The organism is Streptomyces sp. NPDC006314 (genome assembly GCF_040613075.1).
Lineage (GTDB): Bacteria > Actinomycetota > Actinomycetes > Streptomycetales > Streptomycetaceae > Streptomyces.
In genome coordinates this window covers 223,364-241,534 of record NZ_JBEXRL010000011.1, presented here as the reverse complement: position 1 = coordinate 241,534, position 18,171 = coordinate 223,364, and the positions used below count along the sequence as shown (strand labels likewise).

18 protein-coding genes are annotated in these 18,171 nt (G+C 72.0%); 7 read left to right on the top strand and 11 right to left on the bottom strand.

Going from position 1 to position 18,171, the window contains the following annotated elements:
• Positions 1–10: 10 nt before the first annotated feature.
• From ABZ079_RS22195 to ABZ079_RS22185, 3 genes are read right to left on the bottom strand one after another with little or no spacing between them, the layout of a single operon-like run.
• Positions 11–919 carry a PfkB family carbohydrate kinase gene (locus ABZ079_RS22195; protein ID WP_356941152.1) on the bottom strand — a complete coding sequence of 303 codons (909 nt, stop codon included), beginning with the start codon at positions 917–919 and terminating at the stop codon, positions 11–13.
• Entirely contained in the window at positions 916–1,404 is a 489-nt protein-coding gene (locus ABZ079_RS22190; RefSeq protein ID WP_356941151.1) for a macro domain-containing protein, read from the bottom strand. Before ABZ079_RS22190 ends, ABZ079_RS22195 begins: the two co-directional genes overlap by 4 nt.
• A gap of 53 nt (positions 1,405–1,457) precedes the next feature.
• Positions 1,458–2,924, bottom strand: a complete 1,467-nt coding sequence (locus ABZ079_RS22185) for an amino acid permease (RefSeq protein ID WP_356941150.1) — start codon at positions 2,922–2,924, stop codon at positions 1,458–1,460.
• Between the two features lie 211 nt (positions 2,925–3,135).
• Here ABZ079_RS22185 and ABZ079_RS22180 point away from each other — a divergent pair, with 211 nt between their 5' ends.
• Complete coding sequence (locus tag ABZ079_RS22180; protein ID WP_356941149.1) at positions 3,136–3,843, top strand: MerR family transcriptional regulator; 708 nt, start codon at positions 3,136–3,138, stop codon at positions 3,841–3,843.
• Here the strand turns inward: ABZ079_RS22180 and ABZ079_RS22175 are convergent.
• The 3 genes from ABZ079_RS22175 to ABZ079_RS22165 form a co-directional block, all read right to left on the bottom strand.
• Positions 3,829–6,012 carry a 3-hydroxyacyl-CoA dehydrogenase NAD-binding domain-containing protein gene (locus tag ABZ079_RS22175; RefSeq protein WP_356941148.1) on the bottom strand — a complete coding sequence of 728 codons (2,184 nt, stop codon included), beginning with the start codon at positions 6,010–6,012 and terminating at the stop codon, positions 3,829–3,831. The genes ABZ079_RS22180 and ABZ079_RS22175 overlap by 15 nt on opposite strands.
• A 41-nt stretch (positions 6,013–6,053) precedes the next feature.
• Complete coding sequence (locus tag ABZ079_RS22170; protein WP_356941147.1) at positions 6,054–7,268, bottom strand: acetyl-CoA C-acetyltransferase; 1,215 nt, start codon at positions 7,266–7,268, stop codon at positions 6,054–6,056.
• A 72-nt stretch (positions 7,269–7,340) separates the two neighbouring features.
• Positions 7,341–8,501 (bottom strand): CaiB/BaiF CoA-transferase family protein, encoded by a 1,161-nt coding sequence (locus ABZ079_RS22165; RefSeq protein WP_356941146.1) that lies wholly within the window; start codon positions 8,499–8,501, stop codon positions 7,341–7,343.
• A 320-nt stretch (positions 8,502–8,821) separates the two neighbouring features.
• Between ABZ079_RS22165 and ABZ079_RS22160 the strand changes: the two genes are divergently transcribed.
• Both ABZ079_RS22160 and ABZ079_RS22155 read left to right on the top strand, forming a co-directional pair.
• Positions 8,822–10,000 carry a saccharopine dehydrogenase NADP-binding domain-containing protein gene (locus ABZ079_RS22160; protein WP_356941145.1) on the top strand — a complete coding sequence of 393 codons (1,179 nt, stop codon included), beginning with the start codon at positions 8,822–8,824 and terminating at the stop codon, positions 9,998–10,000.
• A 181-nt stretch (positions 10,001–10,181) separates the two neighbouring features.
• Entirely contained in the window at positions 10,182–10,370 is a 189-nt protein-coding gene (locus tag ABZ079_RS22155; protein ID WP_356941144.1) for a hypothetical protein, read from the top strand.
• Here ABZ079_RS22155 and ABZ079_RS22150 read toward each other — a convergent pair.
• Entirely contained in the window at positions 10,334–11,077 is a 744-nt protein-coding gene (locus tag ABZ079_RS22150; RefSeq protein WP_356941143.1) for an endonuclease V, read from the bottom strand. The two genes, ABZ079_RS22155 and ABZ079_RS22150, sit on opposite strands and share 37 nt — an antisense overlap.
• 60 nt (positions 11,078–11,137) lie before the next feature.
• On the opposite strand from ABZ079_RS22150, the gene ABZ079_RS22145 reads away from it, so the two are divergent.
• Complete coding sequence (locus ABZ079_RS22145; RefSeq protein WP_356941142.1) at positions 11,138–11,434, top strand: YciI family protein; 297 nt, start codon at positions 11,138–11,140, stop codon at positions 11,432–11,434.
• Positions 11,435–11,443: 9 nt separating this feature from the next.
• Here ABZ079_RS22145 and ABZ079_RS22140 read toward each other — a convergent pair whose 3' ends face one another.
• Complete coding sequence (locus ABZ079_RS22140) at positions 11,444–11,782, bottom strand: plasmid stabilization protein (protein ID WP_356941141.1); 339 nt, start codon at positions 11,780–11,782, stop codon at positions 11,444–11,446.
• A 50-nt stretch (positions 11,783–11,832) separates the two neighbouring features.
• Positions 11,833–12,987 carry an oxidoreductase gene (locus ABZ079_RS22135; RefSeq protein ID WP_356941140.1) on the bottom strand — a complete coding sequence of 385 codons (1,155 nt, stop codon included), beginning with the start codon at positions 12,985–12,987 and terminating at the stop codon, positions 11,833–11,835.
• Between the two features lie 232 nt (positions 12,988–13,219).
• Between ABZ079_RS22135 and ABZ079_RS22130 the strand changes: the two genes are divergently transcribed.
• Positions 13,220–13,636 carry an SsgA family sporulation/cell division regulator gene (locus ABZ079_RS22130; RefSeq protein ID WP_356941139.1) on the top strand — a complete coding sequence of 139 codons (417 nt, stop codon included), beginning with the start codon at positions 13,220–13,222 and terminating at the stop codon, positions 13,634–13,636.
• 77 nt (positions 13,637–13,713) lie between these two features.
• Here ABZ079_RS22130 and ABZ079_RS22125 read toward each other — a convergent pair whose 3' ends face one another.
• On the bottom strand, positions 13,714–14,553 hold the full coding sequence (locus tag ABZ079_RS22125) for an isocitrate lyase/phosphoenolpyruvate mutase family protein (RefSeq protein ID WP_356941138.1): 840 nt from the start codon (positions 14,551–14,553) through the stop codon (positions 13,714–13,716).
• Positions 14,554–14,688: 135 nt separating this feature from the next.
• Positions 14,689–14,952, bottom strand: coding sequence for a hypothetical protein (locus ABZ079_RS22120; protein ID WP_356941137.1), 264 nt, complete (start codon positions 14,950–14,952; stop codon positions 14,689–14,691).
• Positions 14,953–15,553: 601 nt separating this feature from the next.
• On the opposite strand from ABZ079_RS22120, the gene ABZ079_RS22115 reads away from it, so the two are divergent.
• Positions 15,554–17,179 (top strand): ABC-F family ATP-binding cassette domain-containing protein, encoded by a 1,626-nt coding sequence (locus tag ABZ079_RS22115; protein WP_356941136.1) that lies wholly within the window; start codon positions 15,554–15,556, stop codon positions 17,177–17,179.
• 139 nt (positions 17,180–17,318) lie between these two features.
• Positions 17,319–18,095 (top strand): dimethylargininase, encoded by a 777-nt coding sequence (gene ddaH / locus ABZ079_RS22110; RefSeq protein WP_356941135.1) that lies wholly within the window; start codon positions 17,319–17,321, stop codon positions 18,093–18,095.
• Positions 18,096–18,171: the final 76 nt, after the last annotated feature.

Below are 18,171 nucleotides of genomic sequence, written 5' to 3'. Positions count from 1 at the left end.
CCGGGGCGCCCTACCGGCTTGCCTCGGCCGCCCGCTCGAGGAGATCGTCCCGGCCTATCGCGTCAGCGCGGGCGGCCGGGACGGTGCACGCGTGAGCCCCCGCGATCGCCCCGTACCGGGCGCATCGCTCGGGTGGCTCGCCCCTGAGCCGGCCGTAGAGGAACGCGGCGGCGAAGGCGTCGCCCGCGCCGTTGGAGTCGACCACCGGCGCGGGCGGGGCGACCGCCGGTATCCGGGTCAGCTCGCCGTCGGCCAGCAGATACGCGCCCTCCGCTCCGGCAGTGGCGACGACGGTCTCGGCCCGGCCGCGTTCGGCGATGTCCCGCATGGTCCGCTCGGGGTCGGCCAGGGCGGTGGCGGACAGGAAGACGACGTCGGCCGTGTGCGCGAACGGCTCGTGGTACGGGTTCTCGCCGTCCCAGTCGTGCAGGTCCGTGGAGAGCGGGACGCCGGTCTCGCGCAGGACCGGCAGGGCGTGGGCGCACGGCTGCGCGATGGTCACGTGGACGTGCCGGCTGGCCGCGGCCAGCCGGCGCAGGGTGGCCTCGGGGAAGCGGTCGCCGGGGCGGGCGCGGCTGGTGTCGTACAGGGACAGGCGGCGGCCGTCCGGGCCGACGAGGTTGACCGCGCGCTTGGTCCCGGCGGGCTGTGGGAGCGCGGTGAGGGCGATGCCGTGCTCGTGGTGGAGGGCGCGGACGAGGTCGCCCTCGGGGTCGTCGCCGAGCAGGTCCAGGTGGTGGGTGTCCAGGCCGAGCGCGGCCAGGCCCAGGGCGACGAAGTCGCCGGTCTGCCCCGCCCGGGCGCGGATCCCGGAGTCGATCATGTAGCTGTCGGCGTACGGCAGGGGCAGTTCGGGGACCTGGATGATCGTGTCCACGCCCGCTCCGCCCAGTACCAGGACATCGGTCCGCCCGGTCATCCGCCGCCCTCCCCGTGGTCGTACACCGTCACCGAGATCCCCCGCCGCACCAGCCGTTCGGTGATGAGGGGCTCTATGCGGGACCACCTGCCGCCCGCCAGACCGCAGCCTATGCGGGGCATGTGCACGGACGCGCCCAGTTCGGTCGCTTCGCCGGCGAGACGGCCGAGGGCGGTGTCGATCGCCTCGTAGCGGACGGGGACGCCCTTGCTGCCGGTCCTGGTCCCGCGCTGGCCGATCATGTTGGCCACCCACACGTGACGGTCCACCTGGACCAGTTGGACCGCGCCCAGGCCGAAGTCGTTGCGTGCGCGGTCGCGGTGCCAGGAGCGGTACGCCGCCTCGGGTTCCGGCCAGCGCCGGGAGAGCGCCAGGACGAAACCCTTCCCCCAGCCACCGATGTCGTTGCAGACATGGGCGATCAGCTTGACGCCCTTGACCGACGGAACGGTGGCGTCACCCCGGACATATGTGATCTCCGACATGACGCCACCGTAGGCGATGCCACTGACAGTGGCGCTGAGCTGTCTCCGCGCGGCTACTCGGCGAGCTCGGACAGCTCCCGGTCGGTGTTCTTCGACACCCGGCGGCGCACCCCGAACCAGCCGGCGACCAGCATGACCCCGATGACCGGGATGAGCAGCAGGGTCTTGCGGCCGACCTCGGGGTCGTTCCACATCATGCCGAGGCAGACCAGCAGGAAGGTGATCGTCGCGATCTCGGTGACCGGGCTGAACTTCAGCTGGAAGTGCGGCCGGGCCACCAGGCCCGCGCGGGCGCGGCGGACGAAGATCAGGTGGCAGAGCATGATGATCACCCAGGTGCTGATGATCCCGAGGGAGGCGACGTTCAGCACGATCTCGAAGGCCTGGCCGGGCATCAGGTAGTTCAGGCCGACGCCGAGCACACAGACCGCGCAGGTCAGCAGGATGCCGCCGTAGGGGACCTGGCTGCGGTTCATGCGGGCGGTGAACTTCGGCGCCGAACCGGCCATCGCCATCGAGCGCAGGATGCGGCCGGTGGAGTACAGGCCCGAGTTCAGCGAGGACATGGCGGCGGTCAGCACCACCAGGTTCATCACGTCGCCGGCCGCCGGGACACCGATCTTGGACAGCACGGTCACGAACGGGCTCTGCTCGGCGGAGTACACCGAGCCCGGCAGCAGCAGGGCGAGCAGCACGACGGAGCCGACGTAGAACAGGCCGACGCGCCACATGATCGAGTTCACCGCGCGCGGGACGACCTTCTCCGGCTCGGCGGTCTCGCCGGCGGCGACGCCGACCAGTTCCAGGGCGGCGTAGGCGAAGATCACGCCCTGCATGACCAGGACGACCGGCATCATGCCGTGCGGGAAGACGCCACCGTGATCGCTGATGACGCTCAGGCCCGGCCTGGTGCCGTCGACGTCGTGCTGGGTGGCGAGCAGGAAGATGCCGACGAACATGAAGCCCACCAGGGTGGCGACCTTGATGATCGCGAACCAGAACTCCATCTCACCGAAGATCTTCACCGAGATCAGGTTCAGCGCGAGGACCACCGCGAGGGCGATCAGCGCCAGCGCCCACTGGGGGATGGAGGTGAACATGCTCCAGTAGTGCGTGTAGAGCGCGATCGCGGTGATGTCGGCGATGCCGGTGGTCGACCAGTTCAGGAAGTACATCCAGCCGGCGAGGTAGGCGCCCTTCTCGCCGAGGAACTCGCGCGCGTAGCTCACGAAGGAGCCGGAGGACGGGCGGTACAGGACCAGCTCGCCGAGGGCGCGGACCACGAAGAAGGCGAAGACTCCGCAGACCAGATAGGCCAGGGCGAGCGCCGGGCCCGCGTTGTGCAGGCGGCCGCCGGCGCCCAGGAAGAGGCCGGTGCCGATGGCGCCGCCGATGGCGATCATGTTGACGTGACGGGCCTTGAGGTCCTTGCTGTAGCCGGCGTCGCCCGCGTCCGCGGGCGTCTGGGCCACCTGGGGGTGGGTGGTGGCCTGTGCCGATTCCACGGCTTCCTTGCTCACGGGTGGTTCCACTTCCTGGTGCGCCCGGGACCTCATGGGCCCGGGGTTCGTGCAGGTCTTGGCCCGCACCACCCTTGTGTCGCGGTACAGACCAAGGCAGCAGCTTCCCGGAGTGAGCCTCCGGTATGCGATGGCGCATGTCACACAGCGGTACTTCTCACATGGCCTTCGCGGGTTTCACACCAATGGTGGGACAGCGATACTGCTGTACATGACGACCGATGCCGAGGACACGCCCCTCACCATCGACGAGCTGGCCGCCCGGGCGGGCGTCACGGTCCGCACCGTCCGCTTCTACGGCAGCAAGGGGCTGCTGCCTCCGCCGGTGATCGGTCCGCGCCGGGTGGGTCACTACGGGCCCGGGCATGTGTCGCGGCTGGCCCTCATCGAGGAGTTGCAGCAGCAGGGCATGACCCTGGCCGCGATCGAGCGGTATCTGCGGCAGCTGCCACCGGACCTCACCCCGCACGATCTGGCCATCCACCGCGCGGTGGTCGCGTCCTGGGCGCCGGACGCGGTGGAGACGGTGCCGCGCCGGGAACTGGAGCGGCGGGCGGGACGACCGCTGGGCGAGGAGGACGTGGAGCGGCTCGCGGCGATGAACGTCGTCGTCCCGGGTGACGGCGACACGTTCCGAGTGGACGCCGGGCTGCTCCGGCTCGGCGTCCAGCTCCTCGACGTACCGCTGTCGCAGGAGGCGATCCTCGCGGCGCGCAAGGTGCTCGTGGAGCACTCGCGCGCCGCGGCTCACGAACTCTCCCGGCTCTTCCTTGGCGAGGTGGCGGAGCGTGACGCCCGGGATGTGAGGTCCCTGTCGGCGCATATGCACCCCTTGGTGGTGCAGGCGCTGCTGACCACCTTCCAGCGATCGCTGCGGGAAGAGCTGAGTGACTGGCTCAGCGGATCAGGAACGGGCTGAATCGCTGAACCGCTCCCCCTTCTCCGCCTTCTCCACGAGCAGCGCGGGCGGGGCGAAGCGCTCCCCGTAGCGCTCGGCGAGTTCACGCGCGCGTGCCACGAGACCGGGCAGGCCGCCTTCGTAGCCGTTGATGTACTGGAGCACACCGCCGGTCCAGCCGGGGAAGCCGATGCCGAGGATCGAGCCGATGTTGGCGTCGGCGACGGAGGTCAGCACGCCCTCTTCGAGGAGACGTACGGTGTCGAGCGCCTCGGCGAAGAGCATGCGCTCCTGCATGTCCCGGAACGGGATCTCGAATCCGGGCTTGGAGAAGTGCTCGCGCAGTCCCGGCCAGAGCCCCGCGCGCTTACCGTCCTCGGCGTAGTCGTAGAAGCCGGCGCCGCCGCTGCGGCCGGTGCGGCCGAACTCGTCGACCATGCGGTCGATGACCGCCTCCGCCGGGTGCGCGGTCCAGGTGCCGCCCGCCTCCTCCACGGCCCGCCTGGTCTCGTTCCGGATCTTGCGCGGGAGCGTGAGGGTCAGCTCGTCCATGAGGGAGAGCACCTTGGCGGGGTAGCCGGCCTGGGCTGCGGCCTGCTCCACGGAGGCGGGCTCGACGCCCTCGCCGACCATGGCGACACCCTCGTTGATGAAGTGGCCGATCACCCGGGAGGTGAAGAAGCCGCGCGAGTCGTTGACGACGATCGGCGTCTTGTTGATCTGCCGGACCAGGTCGAAGGCCCGGGCGAGGGCCTCGTCACCGGTGCGCTCGCCCTTGATGATCTCGACCAGCGGCATCTTGTCGACGGGCGAGAAGAAGTGCAGCCCGATGAAGTCGGACTGGCGCTCCACGCCCTCGGCGAGCCTGGTGATGGGCAGCGTGGAGGTGTTGGAGCACAGCAGCGCGTCCGGGGCGACGACCGACTCGATCTCCTGGAACACCTTGTGCTTGAGGGTCGTGTCCTCGAAGACGGCCTCGATGACCGCGTCGCAGCCCGCGAGGTCGGCCACCTCTGCGGTGGGCGTGATGCGGGCGAGCAGCGCGTCTGCCTTCTCCTGACTGGTACGGCCCTTGGCGACGGCCTTGGCGCACAGCTTCCCGGAGTAGTCCTTGCCCTTGACGGCCGCCTCCAGGGAGACGTCCTTCAGCACGACGTCGATGCCGGCGCGGGCGCACGAGTAGGCGATGCCCGCGCCCATCATGCCGGCGCCGAGGACGGCGACCTTGCGGACCTGGCGGGGCTCGATGCCCTTCGGCCGGTTGGCGCCGGAATTGACGGCCTGGAGGTCGAAGAAGAACGCCTGGATCATGTTCTTCGAGGTCTGTCCGGCGGCCAGCTCCACGAAGTAGCGGGCCTCGATGACCTGGGCGGTCTCGAAGTCGACCTGGGATCCCTCGACGGCCGCGGCGAGGATGTTGCGCGGGGCCGGGTAGGGCGCGCCGTTCGTCTGCTTGCGCAGGGTGGCCGGGAATGCTGGCAGGTTGGCGGCGAACTTCGGGTTGGCCGGGGTGCCGCCGGGGATCTTGTAGCCGGGCCTGTCCCAGGGCTGCTGGGACTCGGGGTTGGCGTCGATGAAGGCGCGGGCCCTGGCGAGTAGTTCCTCCGGCGTGGCGGCGACCTCGTGGACGAGGCCGTTCTCCTGGGCGCGCCGCGCGTTGTACTGCGTGCCCTGCAGGAGCACCTTCAGCAGGGCGTCCGCGATGCCCAGCAGCCGTACGGTGCGGACGACTCCACCGCCGCCGGGGAGCAGGCCGAGGGTGACCTCGGGACAGCCGATCTTGGTGCCGGGGGTGTCGAGGGCGACCCGGTGGTGGCAGGCGAGGGCCAGTTCGAAGCCGCCGCCGAGGGCCGCGCCGTTGATCGCGGCGACGACCGGCTTGCCGAGGGTCTCGATGCGGCGCAGGTTCCGCTTGATGGCGAGGCCGCCGTCGAACAGTTCCTGCGCGGTCTCGGGCGTGACCCGGATCAGGTCGCGCAGGTCGCCACCCGCGAAGAAGGTCTTCTTGGCGGAGGTGAAGATGATGCCCCGAATGGAGTCCTGCTCGGCCTCCAGCCGGTCGGTGATCGTGGCGAGGGAGTCGCGGAACGCCTGGTTCATGGTGTTCGCGGACTGGTGGGGATCGTCCAGGACGAGGGTGACGACACCGGTGTCGTCCTGCTCCCAGCGGATGGTGGTGCTCTCGGTCATGACAGTCGTCTCCGTTGAAGTCGCTTGTTTCCGCGGGGAGTTCAGATGCGCTCGATGATCGTGGCGATGCCCATGCCGCCGCCCACGCACAGCGTGGCGAGGCCGTACCGCTTGTCCTGGCGCTCGAGTTCGTCGAGGAGCGAGCCGAGGATCATGGCGCCGGTCGCGCCGAGCGGGTGGCCGAGGGCGATGGCGCCGCCGTTGACGTTGACCTTGTCCAGCGACAGACCCATGTCCTTCACGAAGCGCAGCACGACCGCGGCGAACGCCTCGTTGATCTCGACCAGGTCGATGTCGTCGATGGTGAGACCGGCCTTGGCGAGGGCCTTGCGGGTGGCGGGGGCGGGACCGGTGAGCATGATGGTCGGCTCGGAACCGGAGACGGCCGCGGAGACGATCCGCGCGCGCGGGGTGAGGCCATGGCGCTCACCGACCTCCTTGGACCCGATCGCGACGAGCGATGCGCCGTCCACGATCCCGGAGGAGTTGCCCGCGTGGTGGACGTGGTCGATCTTCTCCACCCAGTGGTACTTCTGCAGCGCCACGGCGTCGAAGCCGCCCAGCTCGCCGATGTCCGCGAACGACGGCTTGAGCTTGCCGAGCGAGTCGGCGGTGGTGCCGGGCCGCGGGTGCTCGTCGTGGTCCAGGACGACCAGGCCGCTGCGGTCCTTGACGGGGACGACGGAGCGGTCGAAACGGCCCTCCTTCCAGGCGGTGGCGGCACGCTCCTGCGACAGGGCCGCGTACTCGTCGACGTCGCGGCGGGAGAAGCCCTCGATGGTGGCGATGAGGTCGGCGCCGATGCCCTGCGGCACGAAGTTGACGGCGAGGTTGGTCATCGGGTCGTTGAACCAGGCACCGCCGTCGGAGGCCATCGGGACGCGGGACATGGACTCGACACCACCCGCGAGGACCAGGTCCTCCCAGCCCGCACGGACCTTGGCGGCGGCCAGGTTGACGGCCTCCAGGCCGGAGGCACAGAAGCGGTTCTCCTGCACGCCCGCGACCGTGTCCGGCAGTCCGGCGGCGATCGCGGCGATCCGGGCGATGTCGGAGCCCTGGTCGCCGACCGGTCCGACGACACCGAGCACGATGTCGTCGATCGCGGCCGGGTCGAGGCCTGGGAAGCGGTCGCGGATCTCGTGGATGAGGCCGACGACCAGGTCGATGGGCTTCGTGCCGTGCAGGGCGCCGTTCGCCTTGCCGCGGCCGCGCGGGGTGCGGATCGCGTCGTACACGTACGCTTCGGTGCTCACTGGTGTGCCTTTCGGGAGGGTGGGCCGAGCGGGAGTCGGTCGCCGAGGGCGGGGGGCGTCGGGTGGCCGGGGTCAGTCGCCGTCCGCGACGAGGTCGTCGTTCACGAGGTGGGGTATGCCCCAGTCCCGCGCCACCGCCGCCGTGTCGGCGCCCGGCAGGGCCGGGCCGGTGCGGACGGCGGTCGGGGTCGCGGAGAAGCGGGGGGCGGGGGCGGGCTGGGTGATCCCGCCGTGGTCGGTGAAGGTGCCGCGGGCGGCCAGATGCGGGTGGTGCGGGGCCTCGCGCAGGGACAGGACGGGGGCCACACAGGCGTCGGAGCCCTCGAAGACGGCCGTCCACTCGTCCCGGGTGCGGGACCTGAAGCGGGCGGCGACGCGTTCGCGCAGCTCGCCCCAGCGGGTCCAGTCCTTGCGGGCCGGCGCCAGGTCGTCCAGGCCGAGCAGGCGCAGGAACTCCTCGTAGAACCGGCTCTCCAGGGCGCCGACCGCCATGTATCCGCCGTCGGCGGTCTCGTAGGTGCCGTAGTAGGGGCAGCCGCCGTCGAGGAGGTTGGCGGCGCGCCGGTCCTGCCAGCCGCCGGCGGCCAGCATGCCGTGGATCATCGCGGACAGGTGGGCCGTGCCGTCGACGATGGCGGCGTCGACGACCTGTCCGACGCCGGTCGCGCGCGCGTGGTGCAGGGCGGCGAGAACGCCGACGACCAGGTAGAGGGAGCCGCCCGCGTAGTCGCCGAGCAGGTTGGCGGGGACGGCCGGAGGCTCGTCCGGGTGGCCGATCATGCCGAGTGTGCCGGTGAGCGCGATGTAGGCCACGTCGTGGCCGGCGCGGGGGGCGAGCGGGCCGTCCTGGCCCCAGCCGGTCATGCGGCCGTAGACCAGGCGGGGGTTGCGGGCGTGGCACTCCTCAGGGCCGACGCCGAGCCGCTCGGCGACGCCCGGGCGGTAGCCCTCGATGAGGATGTCGGCCCGTTCGGCGAGGTCGAGGACACGGGCCGGGCCGTCCGGCGCCTTCAGGTCGACCACGACCGAGCGCTTGTTGCGGTTGGTGACGTCGTAGGCGGGGTCGATCGCGAGCCCCGGGCCGCCCGGCCGGTCCACCCGGACCACGTCCGCGCCCAGGTCGGCCAGGAGCATGGCGGCGAACGGGCCCGGCCCGATACCGGCCAGCTCCACCACGCGCACGCCGCGGAGCGGGCCGGTGCCCGGCGTCGTCGGCGTCCCTGCCGTCGTCATGCGTCCAGCTCCCAAGTGTGTGACACAACTGATGTAACACCGGTGATGCTAGGAACACGTTCCACCGGATACAAGACCTCAACGAGCAAGCGCTTAGCCAAATGCCCGGACCGCGCAGGATCACCCGGGAGAGTGAGGGAGGCCCGCCGCCGTACGGCCCACCGGGCGAACCCCGCCGTACCCTCGCACCTTCGCCCATTTCTCCGGGATGTTCCTCGGTGCGGCCACAAACTTCCTCCGGTCTGGTCGTCGGAGTGCGCACCCCCTCACGCTAGCCTCAGCCACCGACAGTGGCGCCGGCTGCACGACCAAGGAGTGTCATGAGCAGGCTAAAGACGACGGACCGTCCCTACGACCTCGTGCTCTTCGGAGCGACGGGCTTCGTCGGCACGCTGACCGCGGAGTATCTCGCCGCGCACGCGCCGAAGGAGCTGCGCTGGGCGGTCGCGGGCCGTGACGAACGCAAGCTGGAGCGGCTCCGCGAGCGTCTGCCCGGGGGCGCGGGCATCGGCGTCCTGCGGGCCGACGTGGACGAACCGGCGAGCCTGCGCGCCCTCGCAGAACACGCGCGCGTGGTGGCCACGACCGTAGGGCCGTACGTGCTGTACGGCGAGGAACTGGTCGCCGCCTGCGCGGACACCGGTGCCGACTACCTGGACCTCACCGGTGAACCGGAGTTCGTCGACCTGACGTACGTCCGGCACGACGCACGCGCGCGTGAGACGGGCGCGCGCCTGGTGCACGCCTGTGGCTTCGACTCCGTACCCCACGATCTGGGTGTGTACTTCACGGTGCGGCAGTTGCCGGAGGGCGTGCCCCTGACCGTGGACGGGTACGTGACCGCCGACGCCGCCTTCTCCGGCGGCACCCTCGCCTCGGCGCTGAACCAGGCCGCCCGCGGCCGGCGGATGCTCGCCGCCGCGCGGGAGAGGGGCCGGCACGAGCCTCGGCTGGTGGGGCGCCGGGTCACCGCGCCGGCGGGCGCGCCGAGGTTCGCCAAGGACGTCGGCGCGTGGGCGCTGCCGCTGCCGACCATCGACCCGCAGATCGTGCGCCGTTCGGCGAAGGCGCTGGAGCGGTACGGCCCCGACTTCCGCTACCGCCACTACGCCGCGGTGAAGCGTCTCCCGGTCGCCCTCGGCGGGGTCGCCGCCGCCGGCACGGTGGTGGCCGCCGCTCAGCTGCCGCCCGCGCGGCGCTGGCTGTCGGACCGGCTCAAGCCGGGGGACGGGCCGAGCGCGGAGAAGCGGGCGAACAGCTGGTTCGCGGTGCGCTTCGTCGGCGAGGGCGGCGGCCGGCGCGTGTTCACAGAGGTCTCGGGCGGTGATCCGGGCTACGACGAGACGGCGAAGATGTTCGCCGAGGCGGCTCTCAGCCTGGCCTTCGACGACCTCCCGCCGACGGCCGGACAGGTCACCACGGCACAGGCGATGGGCGACGCGCTGACCGAACGGCTGCGCGCCGCGGGGATCACCTTCCGGGTGGCGGCGGTCCGCTAGCCGGCAGTCGGCGCTCCCGCCGCTCAGCGAGGTTCCCGCCACCCGGTCGGCTTCCCTGCGATTTGAGGCTTCCCGTAGGGAGAACCCCTGTCTGCCGCGGTCATCGGCTCAGAGTGCCAACAAGCACTTGAATGAGACGATGGAAGCCCAGGTTGCAGGAGTCCAAGGAGGCGGAGAAGACGTGAAGTTCGTGCTCGAAGTGACCGTGGACGAGGGTGTGGTGGCGCAGGACCGGGCGGGTGAGCTGGGGCGCATCCTGCGCTACTGGGGCGGCAACCTGCGCCATTACGTCCTTGAGCCCGGCGACGGTGCGGCCGTCTACGACTCCGCGTATCAGGAGGTCGGCGCCTGGCGCGTCGTCGCGTCCTGACCCTCCACGCCGGTCAGGCCTCCTGCCGCCTCCCGAAGGGCCCGGCGGCACAGGGCGTCCGCCCTGCGCGTGGTCTCCGGCAGCCGGAACCGCGGGCTCAGCGCCAGCGTGTGCGCCAGGGCGTTGCCCAGGCTCACCCGGTGGCCGACCGAGACGAAGACCGGCTTGACACCGTCCCGGGTGCGCAGCGCGCGCCCGACCTCCTCGCTCCCCGCGAGCAGCGCCGCGGAACCGCCCCGTACCGGGGGCGGGTCGTCGTAGGTGAAGGTGAACGGGTTCTTGGCCACGCCGATGGTCGGCAGGTCGGTGAGGACGCCCAGGTGGCTCGCGAGACCGAAGCGGCGCGGATGGGCGAGGCCGTAGCCGTCGCAGACCACCAGGCCCGGCGGGCACGGCAGGGCGTCCAGCGCGGCCCGGACGGTGGGGATCTCACGGAAGGCGAGGAGTCCGGGCACGTACGGGAAGGAGACCCGGCCTACGGCCGTCGCCTCGGCGACGACGTCCAGCGTGGCGGCGTCGAGGACGACCGCCGCGGCGGCGACCAGGTCGAGACCGTCGTCGTAGGCGACGTCGACACCGGTGACATGGCCCGTTCCGGGCGGCGGTCCGGACTCGTCGAGCACCACCCGTCCGCGCAGTTCGTCCTGTACGGCGCGGGCCTCTTCCTCGGTCGCGGGCCAGCCCGCCGGTACGCCTACGGTCGTCATGGTGGCCACGACTGTACGGGGCCACGGACGATCGTCCGAGCCGGGGGTAGGCTCGCGATCATGTTCGTACTGGAGCTGACCTACACCGCGCCGCTCGACGCCGTGGACGCCCTGCTGCCGGACCACGTGGCGTGGCTGGAGGAGCAGTACGAGAAGGGCTTCTTCCTGGCGTCCGGGCGCAAGGACCCCCGCGACGGCGGGGTGATCCTCGCCGTCGCGGGGGACCGCGCACGCATCGAGGAGATCGTCGCGGGCGACCCGTTCGCCGTCGCCGGTGTCTGCGCGTACCGCGTCACGGAGTTCATCGCCACCAAGACGGCCCCGGAACTGGCGCAGCACCGGCAGACGCTGAGCTGACCTCGGGGGTCAGCTCTTCTTGGCGTTCAGCGCACGCTCCAGCTGGCTCTTGTTCATGTTCGAGCGGCCCTCGATGCCGCGCTGCTTCGCCTCGTTGTACAGCTGGTCATAGGTCGGCCCCTGGGAGCCGGCCCGATTGCCCGATCGCTGGCCGCCGCGCTTGCCGGACGACATGTCCTGAGTCGAGCTGCGGCTGGCGGTCTTGGACTCGCCGGCACGGGCGCGTTCCTTGTTCACCGTCCGCGCGGCGATCTCCTTGGCGCGTCCGGCGCTCTCGCCCCGGTCCTGCGCGCTCTTCTTGATGTGCTCGTACTGACGCTCGCGCTTGGGGCTGGAACCGGCTGGCATGATCGCTCCCTTCCTTTGCGGCAGGGAACGGGTACCCGCCTTGCGGGCCCTTACGTCGGCTTGTGCGCCGGACGGTCGGCTCGGCGTTCCAGGCGGCCCACCCTCCCCTGTTCGCCGGCCGCCCAGCAGCTCAGGTCGGGGGTGCAGGTCACGGTGTCATAGGAGCCGGTGTCAATGGTCCGCCAGCTGCGGCCGCCGTCGGTGGTGAGGTCGGTGCCGGTGGGACCGACGGCGAGCGCGGCGGTGCGGCTGTGCGGGAGCCAGGCGGCGCCGGAGCGGTAGGCGGGCGGGGACGTGGTGGCGGACCGCCAGCTGCGGCCCCCGTCGCCGGTGACGGCGGCGGCCCGCGCGGAGGGCTGGTCGGGGCGGTAGTCGCCGCCGACCGCGATGCCGTGGGTGCGGTCGCGGAAGGCGAGCGCGAAGACGCCCTTGGCCGGATCGCCGGCCGGGACGGGTGTCTCGGCGGCCGTCCAGGTCAGCCCGCGGTCGGCGGAATGCAGCACGCGTGCGTGGGCGCCGCCGCCGGTGGCCAGCCAGACGTCCTTCGGGCCGGAGGTGACCAGGCACTGGCCGCTCGCGGCGAACCCCGCCTCGCCGTCCAGAGCGGGCGGCATGCCGTCCGAGGGCAGCACCCGCCAGGAGCGGCCGCCGTCGCTGGTGGACAGGGCGCGGAACCTCCCGTCGACGGGGTCGCTCAGGGCGAGGCCGTGGCGGCGGTCGAAGAAGGCGAGGCAGTCGTAGAAGGCCTTCGGGTCGGTGTTGCGGAAGGACTCCGTCCACGTCGCTCCGCCGTCGTCGGTGCGGTATACCCGGGAGGCCTCGCCCTCGCCGATGGCCAGCACCACCGCGCGCCGCGCGTCGAAGGCCTGCACGTCCCGGAACTGCAGCTCGGCCGTCCCCGGCGGAGAGACGTCCCGCCAGGTCGAGCCGCCGTTCGTGGTACGCAGCACCGTGCCGCCGGTGCCGGCGAGCCAGGCGGTGTCCCGGTCGACGGCCGCGAGACCCCGGAAGCGGATCTGCGGGGTGCCGGGGTCCTTCGCCTCCCAGTGCACGCCCGCCGGTCGTGCGCTCTCCTGCCCGGGCCCGAGCGGCCCGGCCTCGGCCACCGGTACCGTCAGCGCGGCCAGCGCCGCCCCGCAGGCCACCCCCGCCGCCACCAGCCCGCTCGTCCGCCCCCTGCGTCGCGTGCTCCCCAAGCGCCTCATGGCGGGCGAAGCTAGCTCATACCCCCGGTGCCGTCCAGAGGACCGCCGGCGGTCCACGCAGGTGACGCCGGCGGTCCTTGCGAACAGGAAACCTTCGGCCTGCACTGCGCATGAAGGCGGTGACCGAGGTCACTTGTTCTCCGTGTGCACGCTTCGGCCGATTCCGTCGTCTCTTCCTGTGCCGGGTGCCGCACATCCGGGCGTAGTCCAGCCGTCACGAGGGAGCAAGGCGTTGTCCACCGTCATCGAGCAGCCCGTGGAGGCGCGTCTCGTCGCCGCCGCACCGCGCATGCCGAGCATTCCCGCCACGCTGCGCTACGAGCGGCGCGACCCCTTCGCCGTCCGCATGACCTTCCCGGCGCCGGCCACCCTGGAGGGTGTCGAGGTGTGCTGGACCTTCTCCCGTGAGCTGCTGACGGCCGGGCTGCAGGGCCCCGAGGGCCACGGCGACGTCCGTGTGCGGCCGTACGGGTACGACCGCACGGTGCTGGAGTTCCACGCCCCCGAGGGCACCGCGGTCGTGCACGTCCGCTCGGGCGAGATACGGCGGTTCCTGGAAGCGGCCAACGAACTGGTTCCCGCCGGCCTCGAACACCTCCAGCTCGACCTGGACCACGGCTTGGCCGAGCTGATGCGGGACGCCTGCTGAGCGCTACGCGCGCGTGAGCGGCGCGTGCGGCGCCCCTCCGCGCGAGCAGCCGGAGCGCCCTGTGGTGGACAGTGCGGTCATTCCCCCGTACGCGTGAACAGTGCGTTCAGCTCGCCGTAGTCGTACCCCCCGGCCAGCGCCCCGTACGTCCCCGCTTCGAGCAGTTCCCGCGCGGCGTGGCGGACCCGGGCGTGGGCGGCCTGGGCGAGGCCGGCGCCCGCGCTGATCCGGGCGACGCCGAGCGCGGCGAGTTCGGCGACCGACGGCGCGCCGGGGAACACCATCACGTTGACCGGACCGTCGATGCCCGCGACGAGCGCCTCGACCGTCTCCGGGTCGACGGCCCCGGGGACGAAGATCCCGTCGGCGCCCGCGGCGAGGAAGGCCGCGGCCCGTTCCAGGGTGCCGTCCACTCCCCCGGCACCGCGCAGGAAGGTGTCGATCCGGGCGTTGACGAACAGCGGCACGCCCGCCTCGTCGGCGGCCTCGCGGGCCGCGGCGATCCGCTCGGCCTGCTCGGCGACGGGCCTGAGCGGCTCACCGCCCGCCCCGTGCCGCGCGTCCTCGATGTTGACGCCGACCGCGCCTGCGGCGAGCACGGCCCGGACGGTGCCGGCGACCCCTGCCGGCTCCTCGGCGTAACCGCCCTCGATGTCGGCGCTGACCGGAACGCGTACGGCGGCGGTGATCCGGGCGACGGCCTCCAGCGCGCGATCCCGGTCCAGCCGGTCGCCGTCGGCGGCGCCGAGCGCCCAGGCGAGCCCGGCGCTGGTGGTCGCGACGGCCGCGGCGCCGGCCTCGGCCACGACGGCGGCGCTGACCGCGTCCCAGGCGTTCGGCAGGACGAGCGGGCGGCCGGGCACGTGCAGGGCGCGGAAGGCGAGAGCGGACTCGTGCAGCGGGTGCCGAAGCGTCATGGGCCAACCCAAACACCCGCGACGGGGCGGACGCTGGCAGGAATCCGACATGTGCGTCGGCCCGCGCGGGGCGGACGCCGGGGAATGCGACCGGTGCGAGGCACCACGCGGAGCGCACCGGGAGGCTCGGCAGGCTCACCCCGCGACCGTGGGCCGGGTGAGCCGCGCGAGGTGCACGTCGATGGCCGAAACACGGCCGGACAGCGGCGCGTTCAGGTCACACCAGCACATGGCGCCGATCTCCGCGTTGGCCTCGAACGGGCGTCGGACGAGGGCCGGACCGGTGAACAGCGCGCCGTACTCGGCGCGTTGCGCGGGCGCCAGCAGAAACCCCGCCCAGCCGACGAACCGCAACGGCCCGTCCGGCTCCTGCCCGCTCTCCTCCAGCAGTTCGCGCACGGCTGCCCGACGCGGGCTCTCCCCCGGTCGATCGTGCCGCCGGGCAGTTCCCAGTGCCTCCGGAACCGGTCGTGCGCCATGACGACCTCGCCCCGGTGCCACAGCGCCGTCAGCGCCACGGGTGCCGGGGCATCACCGGGGGGCGCACCCTCCGCGCCCCGTGTGAAGGAGATCGGCGCATTGCCGTGACCGTCGAAGGCCGGCGGTCCGTTCAAGGCATGAGGCACTCTGACATCCTTCCCCGGCCCCGTCATGTCCGACCCCGCCCGAGGAGGCGCTCCGGTGCCCTTCGCTGGACACGCGCCGCTCCACCCTCACCTCGTCCGGGCCGGGAGGCGTAATCGCGTTGACAGCCCCGTGGACCCCTCGTACGGTTACAGCGGTTCTGTTGCCGTCGATTGGAGAAGGACGTTGCTCGTCTGAGGTCCTGAGGCACCGCGTCGCACCGGTGAGGTGTGCGCGGCGTACGACCTCGGCGTCCGAGCCGTCCTCCGGCACAGGCCTTTTCCCGTGGCCTCCTGAGTGCCCAGACCTTCGGTTTCCGCCTCGCGGTGTCTCGACACGCGTTCACCCGACCGCACACTCCCCTCGCGAGGCCCTCATGTCCGCTTCCCTCACCTGTACCTCCCTGTCCTTCGCCTGGCCCGACGGCACCGCCGTCTTCGACGGCCTCGACATCGCCTTCGGCCCCGGCAGGACCGGGCTCGTCGGCGTCAACGGATCCGGCAAGTCGACCCTGTTGAAGCTGCTGGCCGGGGAACTCACCCAGGCCGACGGCACGGTCAAGGTGGCCGGCGAGGTCGGCTACCTCCCGCAGAACGTCACCCTCGACACCACCCTCCGCGTCGATCAGGCCCTCGGCATCGCCGCCCGGCGGGCCGCGCTGCACGCCATCGAGGCGGGCGACGTGGCCGAGGAGCACTTCGAGACGGTCGGCGACGACTGGGACGTCGAGGAGCGCGCCCTGGTCACCCTCGGCGAACTCGGCCTCGGCCACATCGGCCTGGACCGCACCGTCGGGGAGGTGTCCGGCGGCGAGTCGGTGCTGCTTCGGCTCGCCGCACTGCTGCTGCGCCGCCCGGACGTCCTGCTGCTGGACGAACCGACCAACAACCTCGACCTGTACGCGCGCCGGCGGCTTTACCAGGCGGTCTCCACTTGGCCGGGCGTGCTGGTCGTGGTCAGCCACGACCGGGAACTGCTCGACCTGGTGGACCAGATCGCGGAGCTGCGCTCCGGAGAGGTCGCCTGGTACGGCGGCAACTTCTCGGCCTACGAGGAGGCCCTCGCCGTCGAGCAGGAGGCCGCCGAGCGGATGGTGCGCGTCGCCGAGGCCGATGTGCGCAAGCAGAAGCGCGAACTGGCCGACGCCCAGGTCAAACTGGCCCGCCGCAAGCGGTACGGGCAGAAGATGTGGGACTCCAAGCGCGAGCCGAAGATCGTCATGGGCGCACGCAAACGGGCCGCCCAGGAGTCCGCGGGCAAGCACCGCATCCTGCACGAGGAACGGCTCGCCGAGGCCAGGGAGCGCCTGGACGACGCGGTGGAGGCCGTGCGGGACGACGACGAGATCCGCGTCGACCTGCCGTACACGGCCGTACCGCCCGGCCGGCAGGTGCTCACTCTGGAGAACCTGGCGATGGCCTACGGAGCGCGGGCCGAGGGCATCCTCGATCTGCGCGGCCCGGAGCGGATCGCGCTCGTCGGCCGCAACGGGGCCGGCAAGACAACGCTGCTGCGGACCGTCGCCGGGGAGCTGGATCCGGCGGCGGGCGAGGCGAGGGCGCATGTCCCGCTGCGGTTCCTGCCCCAGCGGCTGGACGTGCTCGACGACGCGCTGACCGTCGCCGAGAACGTGGCCCGGTTCGCGCCGGGCACCACCAACAACCGGATCCGGGCCCGCCTGGCCCGCTTCCTGTTCCGGGGCGCGCGGGCCGACCAGAAGGCGGCCACGCTGTCGGGCGGCGAGCGCTTCCGGGCGGCCCTGGCCGCGCTGATGCTCGCCGAGCCCGCACCCCAGCTGCTGCTGCTCGACGAGCCGACCAACAACCTCGACATGGCCAGCGTCCGGCAGCTGACCTCGGCCCTGGAGTCGTACGAGGGCGCGCTGCTCGTGGCCAGCCACGACCTGCCGTTCCTCGAGTCGATCGGCATCACCCGCTGGCTGCTGATGGAGGAGGGGGAACTGAAGGAGATCTCACCGGAGGACATCGACGCTTCGGCCTAGGACCTGACGTCTCAGGAGGGCCACAGCCTGACAACGAGGGTTTTGTCCTGACCGGAGCGCCCTGCATGATGGCGGACCGGTGCCGCATCCCCGGCACCGGAAGCCGCACCATCGACCCGACCGATTCGAAAGGCCCCTCGTGCCCAGCAAGAAGGCCCTCGTCCGCCGCCCCAGCCCCCGCCTCGCCGAAGGCCTGGTGACGCACGTCGAGCGGGAGAAGGTCGACGTCGGGCTCGCCGTCGAGCAGTGGGATGCCTACGTCGAAGCACTGCGCACACACGGCTGGGAGACCATCGAGGTCGAACCGGCCGACGACTGCCCGGACTCGGTGTTCGTCGAGGACACCGTCGTCATGTACAGGAACGTGGCGTTGATCACCCGGCCCGGCGCCGAGTCCCGGCGGGAGGAGACCGCCGGCGTCGAGGAGGCGGTCGCCCGCCTCGGCTGCTCGGTGAACTGGATCTGGGATCCGGGCACGCTGGACGGCGGTGACGTGCTGAAGGTCGGCGGCACGGTCTACGTCGGCCGGGGCGGACGGACCAACGCGGCCGGCGTGCAGCAACTGCGGGCCGCGTTCGAGCCGCTGGGCGCGCGCGTGGTGGCCGTACCGGTGAGCAAGGTGCTGCACCTGAAGTCGGCGGTGGCCGCGCTGCCGGACGGCACGGTGATCGGGCACATCCCCAAGGTCGACCGGCCCTCGCTCTTCCCGGGCTTCCTGTCGGTGCCGGAGGAGTCCGGCTCGCACGTGGTGCAGCTCGGCGGCAGCAAGCTGCTGATGGCCGCGAGCGCCCCGAAGACCGCCGAGCTGCTGACCGACCTCGGCCATGAGGTGGTCACGGTGGACATCAGCGAGTTCGAGAAGCTCGAAGGCTGTGTGACCTGCCTCTCGGTACGCCTTCGAGAGCTGTACGCCTGATCGGGCACGCCGCCCGAACAGCCCCGGGACCCGCGGGTCCCGGGGCTGTTCGGCATGGTCCCGGCGCGCTGAGCCA